Below are 8,756 nucleotides of genomic sequence, written 5' to 3'. Positions count from 1 at the left end.
TTGCAACAGCCATTGTTCGCTTTCTTGTCCGTCTTCTGTTTCGTCATCGCCTTTGCCGGTCAATTTCCGCTCAGGACCAATTGTAAGCATATGCAGCCAATTGACACAACACAAGCATATGCTGATAATTGTCGCCTGTCGTATTGGAACTTCGCTGCCACTGGTCGGGAGAGCTGATATGCCGCTCGCACGCGTCGAATTGAAGAAAGGGAAAGATTCGGATGACCGAATGCTGAACGTCAAATGGGATCGCGAAGATGACTAACATCGCAGCCAGTGATGCCGCCGACCCGGCACAGCGCGGGGCAACTGGAGTGCCCGTTGCAGGCCTGACGCCGTTGTGGGTCGTGGTTGGCCTGGCGATGGGGCCGGCGGTGGCGCTCGGTCTGGCTCGCTTTGCCTATGCGCTGCTATTGCCCGCGATGCGCGCCGATCTTGGTTGGAGCTTCGCGGACGCAGGTTCGATGAACACCGCCAATGCAGCGGGCTACCTGGTGGGTGCGCTGGTGGCGGCGCCCTTGGGAAAGCGTGCAGGCGACAAGGTCGTTTTCGTCGTCAGCCTGTTGCTGACCTCGCTCGCTGTCGGCGCAGCGGGTTTGACCGCCCACTTTGCAGTGCTGCTGGCATTGCGTCTGGCGGCAGGCTTCACCGGCGCGCTTGCCTTCGTGTCTGGGGCGGCCTTGACTTCCGCAGCGGCAGTGGGTGGCTCGAAAAGCCGCGCGCCGACACTGTTGGGGCTTTATTTTTCCGGCGCAGGTGTCGGCGTGATGGCGTCCGCGCTCGCGGTGCCGCCTTTGCTTGGGGCGCTAGGCTGGCGCGGTGGCTGGCTCGTATTGGGCGCGCTTGCGCTTGTGGCCACCCTATTCGGCTCGCTCGTGGTGCGGCACGCTCCCGAACCTTCCTACGCGCCGGCGGGTGCGGCACGCGGGGGCTGGTCGCCGCGTTTCATGGCGCGCAAGCTGCTGGCCTACGGCCTGTTCGGCGCGGGTTACATCGCGTATGCGACTTTCATCATCGCCTTTCTGCGCAGTGAAGAAGGATTCACGAGTGCGGACATCACCCGCTTCTGGTCGATACTCGGTCTGGCGTCCGTGCTTGCCGCGTTCGCGTGGGGGCCGGTCCTCGGCCGGCTGAAAGGCGGTTGGGGAACGGCGGCCACGCTCGCAGGCGTGATGATTGGGGCCGCGGTGCCGCTGATATGGCGCGGAGCCGCCGGTGCGTATCTTTCGGCAATACTCTTTGGCGGCTCGTTTCTCGCCGTTCTCGCCGCTGTGACATCGTTCGCACGCCGCGCGGCCAAGCCGCATGCCTGGACAGCCGCGATTGCCGCGCTGACGATCGCTTTCGGGCTGGGTCAGTGCATCGGTCCGCTGTTGAGTGGCGCGCTCTCGGATGGGGCCAGTGGCCTGCGGGCCGGGCTCTGGCTTTCGGTAGGCATCCTTGCGGTTGCCACTTTCGTTGCGATGCTTCAACCCGAACCGGCGGAGCAGCGATAAGAGCGCAACCTAACGCACATTTGCTCCGGCGTACTTAATAAATTCCCGGACGGCATAGGCACGCTCATGTCGTCGAAACGTAAGGGCTATCTCCGAGACAACAGGTTTGCCGCCAAGCGGTCGATAGACCACGCCCGGTAAGCGCAGGCAGTCGCACAATGTCCGGGGTACGACGGCCACAAAGCTGCCAAGCGAAACGCACGCGAGTACCGCAGCCAGCGGGCCGGGTCTCGGCCCCAGTTTTGGCTGGAAGCGTCCACGCCTGCCTACCTCAAATGTGCCGAACTCCTGCTCTGGGAGCGCGAAGCACGCATCACGCAGTTGCGACGGATTGATGACCGCATGATCTGCAAGCGGCGAGTCGTCCGGAAGGGCTAGCACGAACTCGTCCTGATAGACGCTGACGGCCCGTATTTCCTCCGGAAAGTCCAACGGCGGCCGTATGTAGGCAACGTCCAGTCGGCCGTCGGCAAGCATCCCCGGAATCTGGGTCATCGGTGCTTCGATGAGCACGACATCTACCTTAGGGCGGTGCTTGCGGAAGCCTCGTATGGTCTTCTGCATGATCCCCGCAAAGGCCGCCGAGGCTATGAAGCCGATCTGGATGCGGCCCAGTTCGCCTCGTTCCGCCAGCTCTGCGAGTTCCTGACCGCGCTGAAGCGAGGCGAGGGCAGCTGTCGCTTCGGGCAAATACGCTTCCCCTGCCGCTGTCAACGCAACAGAGCGCTTGGTCCGATGGAACAGACGGACCTGGAGCAGCCGCTCCGTCTCCTGAATCTGCTTGGTAAGGGACGGAGGCGCGATGCCGAGCTCTTCGGCTGCGCGAGCGAAATGGAGGTGCCTCGCGACTGCGATGAAGCAGCGAATGTGGCGCAACTCGAGTTTCACAGTATTAATCCTTTTGTGAATATTTTCGTGTCATTAGCTTGTCAGCTGGAAAGAGGCGAGTGGCTGACATTTTCGCATGGCAACTGGCACAACAGTCAGCGCCGCTGCCGGTAAAAATTTTTGCGCTGAGCGGAATGTTTGCGCCAGCGCTGTGTTTGCTCCTAAGTACACCAGAGTGCAGCGTCCGTTTGGCGCCCCGCAAGAATCGACCGAATGATGATCGCCTGGGTATGGTTCGTCTATCGACTCACCACAATGAGGTGAACGAAATCAGCGAATCTCGTCCTACACATGCTTGGGAGAAGTTTCATGAAGTTGAGTTCGTTTGTTCTCGCGGGTTTGACCTGCGCCACGCTGGTGAGCGCCACGACGTCATTCGCGCAGGACAGCGCTGCGGCCCCGTCCGCACCGATCAGGAATGTCGTGCTGGTTCACGGGCTGTTCGCAGACGGATCGAGCTGGCAGAAAGTGATTCCGCTGCTGCAGGCGAAGGGTCTGCACGTGACCGCGGTGCAGAATCCGACCACCTCGCTCGACGCGGATGTCGACGCGGTCAAGCGAGCGCTTGCGCAACAGGACGGTCCGACCTTGCTGGTCGCGCACTCGTACGGCGGCATGGTGATCAGCCAGGCTGGCGACGATCCGAAGGTGGCCGGCCTCGTGTACATCGCGGCGCGTGCGCCGGACGCCGGCGAGGACTATCCGGCGCTGACGAAGAAATTCCCGGCCGCACCTGCGTCGGCGGGGCTGCAGTGGTCGGCGGATGGCTACGGCAAGCTGTCTGAGCAGGCATTCGTACATGACTTTGCGGGCGATCTGCCCACCGTTGAAGCAGAAACGTACTACGCGGTTCAGCAACCAATTGGCAAGGCGATCACGATGGCGAAGACGAGCGTCGCCGCGTGGCACGACAAACCCACCTGGTATGCGGTGTCGACTGAAGACCGGACGATCAACCCCGATCTGGAGCGCTTCATGGCGAACCGGATGCACGCGCATACGATCGAACTCGATTCGAGCCACGTGTCGCTGCTGTCACATCCGACTGAGGTCGCGAACCTGATCCTCGAAGCGACCGGTCAGCAGAAGTGAGACTGTCGTCAGGCCCGTCCGCGCCATGCGACGAAGGCGACACCGGCAATCGCCATCAGTCCACCAGCGATCGTCGTCAGCGCGGGGTGCTCCCCCGTCAAAAAGATCGATAGTGCGATCGCGATCGCAGGTACCAGATACAGGAAATTGGACGCCCGGGCCGCGCCGAAGTGGCCGAGGGCGATGGTCCACGTCGCGTAACCGAGCGCGGCCGGAAATACGCCGAGCATGAGGACGGCCCCTAGGGTTCCTGCCGATGCGGAAGGTGCAGCAAGCGCGCTCATGGCGCCCGGCAACCACGGCGATAGCAGCAATGCCCCGGCGAGCAGCATGTAGGCGGTGCTCGCGAGCGGACCGTAGACCGGGATCAGGCGGCGCTGTAACACGAAATAGGCTGAGGATGCCAAAGCAGCGAGCAGGATCAGGGTTGCGCCGCTGCCGGGCTCGAGGCCGCCGGGTTGGCCGCATGCAATCAGGCCGATGCCTGCAAAGCTGAACAGCGAGCCGATCCAACCCCATCGATTGAGCTTTTCGCGCAGGAAAACCGTTGCCAGAATGGCGGTAAAGATGGGCGAGGTGCTCATGATGAAGGCCGCTGCGCCGGGCGCAACGGTCAGTTCGGCCGTGTTCAGAAGCGCGTTATAGCTCGCGATGCCGAGGAAGCCGGACAGTACGAAGAGCAGCGAATCGCGTAACGACGGTCTTTTCGGTCGCCGATAAATCAGCCACCCCACGACCAGCACCGCTGCTGTCGCGAAGCGTGCGGAGGCGAGCTGCATCGGCGAGAGACCTTGCAGACCGAGCCGGATGAAGGGAAACGCGGCGGCCCACGACAGGATTGTGAAAGCTACCGCGGCAGCCGCCGGAATCGAATTCGGCGTGCCAGGCAAGCTCAGTGAAGCGGACGTATTCATGGCGTTTCCCGGTAATGGAATTCGGCTGAAATTCCCTTACCCAAATTGTCTGCGATGACGTCACGCGTGATAAGTGAGGCCGGCGGCGATAGAGAATCCGGGATTACCGGACAATGACGAAATCCATACGCCGTAACTTCTGGTAATGGGATGCTGCCCGATGTAGGTGTTTCGTCATTGAAACGACGCAGTAAACGTCGCATGCTGGCGATGTTGTCAAATGGCGCGCGCGCACGAGTCTCTTTCCTGTGCGGCCGCACATCAGAACATCGACCTATATACGGGGAACATCATGTCCATTTCCAGCATTGCCTCCGCTGGCAGTTCTGCCCAAAGCGTCAGCAGCAAGCCGGCTGCGCAGCAGACATCTGAACCGAAGCGCACACATGGCGGCGGTCACCATGGCCACAAGGTCGCGACGGACGCAGGGTTGAGCACGTCGTCCACGAGTAGTGGATCGTCGACGTCGACCGCCTTGAACAGCATCCTGGGCAGCAACATCAACACGACGGCCTGATCGCACCCCGGCCACTCAGCCAACCTGGCAGCGAGCCGGTTGGTTATAGTTCTCTCAGCGAGGCTGCTTGATAAATGCCTCGAATGCCGCCGCATGGTCAGGATGCCAACGCGACAACGCAGGGCGGTTCTCGACGATATCGCCGGCCGCCCAAAGAATGCGCCGCTCGTCGAGCGCTCGCGGCACGTCGTTGTCCGGGCAGAGGATGTAGAAGTCGCCGGCTTCCAGACGCTCCAGCATGAACTCGACGGTTTGCTCCGGCGTCCACGCGGCGGCCGGCTTCTCGTCGCGGCCATGACGTGTCAGTTCCGTGAACACAAAGCCGGGAATCAGCAGGTGAGCGCTGAGCTGGCAACCCTCGGTATTGCGCAGTTCGTGCTGCAGTGCCTCAGTGAATGCTTTCAGCCCTGCTTTTGCGACGTTGTAGGCCGGATCGCCCGGTGGCGTGGTGATACCTTGTTTCGAACCGGTGTTGATCACTAATCCTGGGCGGCCGCGTTTGATCATCTCCGGTACGAACACCCGAGTGCCGTGGATCACGCCCCACAGGTTGACGCCAAGCACGCGCTCCCAGTTTTCGGCGGGACCGAACATCTTGCTGCCCGGCTGAATGCCCGCGTTGTTCATCAGCACGTCCGCCCCGCCGAATCGTTCGACGACTGCATCGTGCAAGCGCTGCACGTCGGCGACAACGCTCACGTCGGTTTCGAGCGCGAAGACATCTTGTTTGCCGTTCGCGCTTAGCGCGGCGATTTCGTCCACTGCATGCGCGATGCGCTCCGCGCCGAGATCGGCGATGCAGACACGCAGGCCGAGTTGTGCGAAGCGTTTGGCCGCAGCAAGGCCGATGCCGGCCGCGCCGCCAGTGATCACGGCAACTGCGCCGGGAGTGAGAGCAGAATGAGTCATCGGAAACCTCGCTGGTGCTGGAATCGTGGTGCCAAACCATCGACGTCCGCGATTTTGATCGGTTCGAACAGGGGAGCTAATGATCCTAGCATGATCGATTGTTTTGCGTGGCCGTCCGGGTTGGCGCAAGGCACAGCCATTCTCGCGGGGCATCGCAGTTCGTTCACCCGGTGGGACGCAAATTTTTTTATCTACTGAATCTTCGTAAACATTCTTTCCGCGCTGTCGTGAGCTTGTAATAATTTCCCATCCGCCAGCGGCGCGAGACCGGGGCTGCAATGAAGGAGACAAGCGATGAACTGGTACGCGTCGTTTAGCAAAGCGGAGCGCACGACCTTCCATTCCGCCTTCACGGGCTGGGTGTTGGACGCCTTTGACTTCATGGTGTTCACCTTTGTCGTTACCTCGCTGATGACATTGTGGGGCGTCGGCAAGGGCGAGATCGGCTTGCTAAGCACGGTCAGTCTGCTTTGCTCCGCCGTCGGAGGATGGGTGGGCGGCATCCTTGCGGACCGGTTCGGCCGCGTCAAGGTGCTGCAGTGGATCATCGTCTGGTTCTCGGTGTTCACCTTCCTGATTGGCTGGTCACAGAACGTCGAGCAGCTGTTTGTCCTGCGTGCGTTGCAGGGATTCGGCTTCGGCGGCGAGTGGGCCGTTGGCGCCGTATTGATTGGCGAGATCGTTCGACCGGAGCATCGTGGCAAAACCGTCGGCGTGGTGCAAAGCGGCTGGGCCATCGGCTGGGGCCTTGCCGCCATTCTCTACACGGTGGCGTTCTCTGTCCTCCCCGAAGCGCTGGCATGGCGCAGCATGTTCTGGGTGGGGCTTGCTCCGGCATTACTGGTGTTTTATATCCGCAGGCATGTGGCGGAACCTGAGAGCTTTAAAAAAGCGCAGCAGATCATGCGCTCGAGCGCGAGACGCCCCTCGTTTCTGCAGATCTTTGCACCCGGCATCTTGCGCACAACGGTATGTTCGTCGCTGATGTGTTCCGGCCTGCAAGGCGGGTACTATGCGATCGCCACCTGGATTCCCACTTTTCTACGGATGGACAGGCACCTGTCGGTGATTGGCACCGGCGGCTACCTGGCTGTGCTGATTACCGGTTCGTTTATCGGCTACGCAAGCGGTGGCTATATTTCGGACCGGATTGGCCGGCGCGGCAATATGTTGCTGTTCGCGTTCCTGTCTGCGGTCATCACGATCGCCTATACGAAGGTCAACTTCAGCAATGCACAAATGCTCTACCTTGGATTCCCGCTTGGATTTTGCGCGTCGGGAATCTTCGGCGGAGTCGGCGCGCATCTCACGGAACTGTTTCCCGCCGCGCTTCGCGCGAACGGTCAGGGCTTTGCATACAATTTTGGCCGCGGTATCGGCGCTTTGTTTCCGGCTCTCGTCGGTATCCTGAGCGCGAAGACCGGACTGGGAAACGCGATTTGCATTCTCGCCGTCATCGCCAACGTGGCCGTGTTTATGACGGTGTTAGCGTTACCTGAGACGCGAGGACGACGGCTCGATGATGCCGATCATCTGATCCCCGCCCAGCAGCCGGAGTCCACCGCTGAGAAGTCTCTGCCGCACGGAACGTGAGCCATGCGGGGCAAGCTTCGTCTTTAAGCCTGTTTTGGAGCCGCGCGCGTTATGGCCGCGCGGACCGAGCAATCCAACATGCAAGGATCCCTAAATGACCGGTTCAACGGAAAATCATGATGCACCACTGTGTCCGCCACCCGCTGCTGTGCAATCGGGACCGTCCACCTTCGTCATGCCGCCCGGCGCCGTGGATACCCACGCGCACGTGATCGGAGAGCCGCCGCGTTATCCGTGGATGCCCGATCGCTCGTACACACCGCCACCAGCCCCCCCGGCGGCCTATCTGAAGATGCTCGACGACACCGGCTCGCAGTATGGCGTGCTGGTCCAGGTGAGCGTGCATGGGCAGAATAACGCGCTGCTGCTGGAAACGCTGCGGGCGAATCCGGACAGGTTGCGCGGCGTGGTGGTGCCGTCGCTCGGTCTGGGCGACGCCGCGTACCAGGACATGACCGACGCAGGTGCGGTTGGATTGCGCCTGAACGTGCTGTTCGGCGGAGGCGGCATCGGTTTCTCGCAACTGGCCGAGTACGACGCATTGGCGCGCGATTGGGGCTGGCACATTCAGTTCTTGCTGGACGCGCGGAGCTTGCCTGAACTGGCGCCGCAACTCGACAAGCTGCGCTCGCCAATCGTGATCGATCACATGGGCCACATGCCGAGCGCAGTCGGAGTGGCGTCCGAGGGTTTCAAACGTCTGCTGGCACTGGTACGCGACGGCGCGTGGGTCAAGCTTTCCGGCGCATACCGGCTGAGTACCCAGGCGCCTGCTTACGCCGACACCGCCGATTACGCGCGTGCGCTGATCGCGGCGGCGCCGCACCGTTGCGTGTGGGGCTCCGACTGGCCGCATGTCGCCTTGTGGGGCGACATGCCGACCGTCGGGCAGTTGCTCGATACGCTCGCCGTATGGGCACCGGATGAGCAGACCCGTACCGCGATTCTGACGAAGAACGCGCACCGGCTATACGGCTTTCGCTAGCCGAGCCTCACACGGTCTTGAGAATCCGCGGCCTGGCCTCGTTTGCCGTCACGGCGTCTACTGCGGGCCCCGGCGCAGTCGCGCCGTTCGCTCCACGCATGGACAGATACCGCAAACAGCAAACTCGCAGAAAGGACGCGAAATTGGTCGGCAACTCACCGCGCAGCGCGATCAGTTCGTCGTACAGTTTCACGGCGAACTGGCTGGTGGTCATGTTTTCACGTCCGGCGATCTCGTGAAGCACGTCCCAGAACAGGTTTTCCAGCCGCACCGTCGTGATGACACCGTGAATACGCAGCGAGCGCGTGCGCGACTCGTAAAGAATCGGATCAGCGTTGATGTAGATTCCACACATTGCGGGT

10 protein-coding genes are annotated in these 8,756 nt (G+C 61.6%); 6 read left to right on the top strand and 4 right to left on the bottom strand.

The window, feature by feature from the left end:
• Both M0954_RS25765 and M0954_RS25760 read left to right on the top strand, forming a co-directional pair.
• On the top strand, nucleotides 1-265 hold a 265-nt coding region (locus M0954_RS25765; protein ID WP_297356252.1), incomplete at its 5' end, for a hypothetical protein.
• Nucleotides 258-1,496, top strand: a complete 1,239-nt coding sequence (locus M0954_RS25760) for a YbfB/YjiJ family MFS transporter (RefSeq protein WP_297356250.1) — start codon at nucleotides 258-260, stop codon at nucleotides 1,494-1,496. The genes M0954_RS25765 and M0954_RS25760, both read left to right, overlap by 8 nt.
• A gap of 9 nt (nucleotides 1,497-1,505) precedes the next feature.
• Here the strand turns inward: M0954_RS25760 and M0954_RS25755 are convergent, their stop codons facing one another.
• A complete protein-coding gene (locus M0954_RS25755) occupies nucleotides 1,506-2,384 on the bottom strand; it encodes a LysR family transcriptional regulator (protein WP_122156763.1) in 879 nt (292 codons plus the stop codon).
• A 309-nt stretch (nucleotides 2,385-2,693) separates the two neighbouring features.
• Between M0954_RS25755 and M0954_RS25750 the strand changes: the two genes are divergently transcribed.
• A complete protein-coding gene (locus tag M0954_RS25750) occupies nucleotides 2,694-3,476 on the top strand; it encodes an alpha/beta hydrolase (protein WP_122156762.1) in 783 nt (260 codons plus the stop codon).
• 8 nt (nucleotides 3,477-3,484) lie between these two features.
• Here M0954_RS25750 and M0954_RS25745 read toward each other — a convergent pair whose 3' ends face one another.
• Nucleotides 3,485-4,390, bottom strand: coding sequence for a DMT family transporter (locus M0954_RS25745; protein ID WP_297356249.1), 906 nt, complete (start codon nucleotides 4,388-4,390; stop codon nucleotides 3,485-3,487).
• Between the two features lie 292 nt (nucleotides 4,391-4,682).
• Here M0954_RS25745 and M0954_RS25740 point away from each other — a divergent pair, with 292 nt between their 5' ends.
• Nucleotides 4,683-4,907, top strand: coding sequence for a hypothetical protein (locus M0954_RS25740; protein WP_297356247.1), 225 nt, complete (start codon nucleotides 4,683-4,685; stop codon nucleotides 4,905-4,907).
• A gap of 54 nt (nucleotides 4,908-4,961) precedes the next feature.
• Here M0954_RS25740 and M0954_RS25735 read toward each other — a convergent pair whose 3' ends face one another.
• Complete coding sequence (locus M0954_RS25735) at nucleotides 4,962-5,816, bottom strand: SDR family NAD(P)-dependent oxidoreductase (RefSeq protein WP_297356245.1); 855 nt, start codon at nucleotides 5,814-5,816, stop codon at nucleotides 4,962-4,964.
• 294 nt (nucleotides 5,817-6,110) lie between these two features.
• On the opposite strand from M0954_RS25735, the gene M0954_RS25730 reads away from it, so the two are divergent.
• Entirely contained in the window at nucleotides 6,111-7,409 is a 1,299-nt protein-coding gene (locus tag M0954_RS25730; RefSeq protein ID WP_297356242.1) for an MFS transporter, read from the top strand.
• Nucleotides 7,410-7,503: 94 nt separating this feature from the next.
• Nucleotides 7,504-8,394, top strand: a complete 891-nt coding sequence (locus M0954_RS25725; protein WP_297356240.1) for an amidohydrolase — start codon at nucleotides 7,504-7,506, stop codon at nucleotides 8,392-8,394.
• Between the two features lie 7 nt (nucleotides 8,395-8,401).
• Here the strand turns inward: M0954_RS25725 and M0954_RS25720 are convergent, their stop codons facing one another.
• The gene (locus M0954_RS25720) at nucleotides 8,402-8,749 is read right to left on the bottom strand and encodes a ribbon-helix-helix domain-containing protein (RefSeq protein ID WP_122156757.1); all 348 of its coding nucleotides are present in this window, start codon (nucleotides 8,747-8,749) and stop codon (nucleotides 8,402-8,404) included.
• Nucleotides 8,750-8,756: the final 7 nt, after the last annotated feature.

The sequence above is a fragment of the Paraburkholderia sp. genome (assembly GCF_026225065.1).
In the GTDB taxonomy this organism is placed as follows: Bacteria; Pseudomonadota; Gammaproteobacteria; order Burkholderiales; family Burkholderiaceae; genus Paraburkholderia.
Note: the sequence above shows the minus strand (reverse complement) of the source record. Positions and strands in the feature narration are given on the sequence as shown.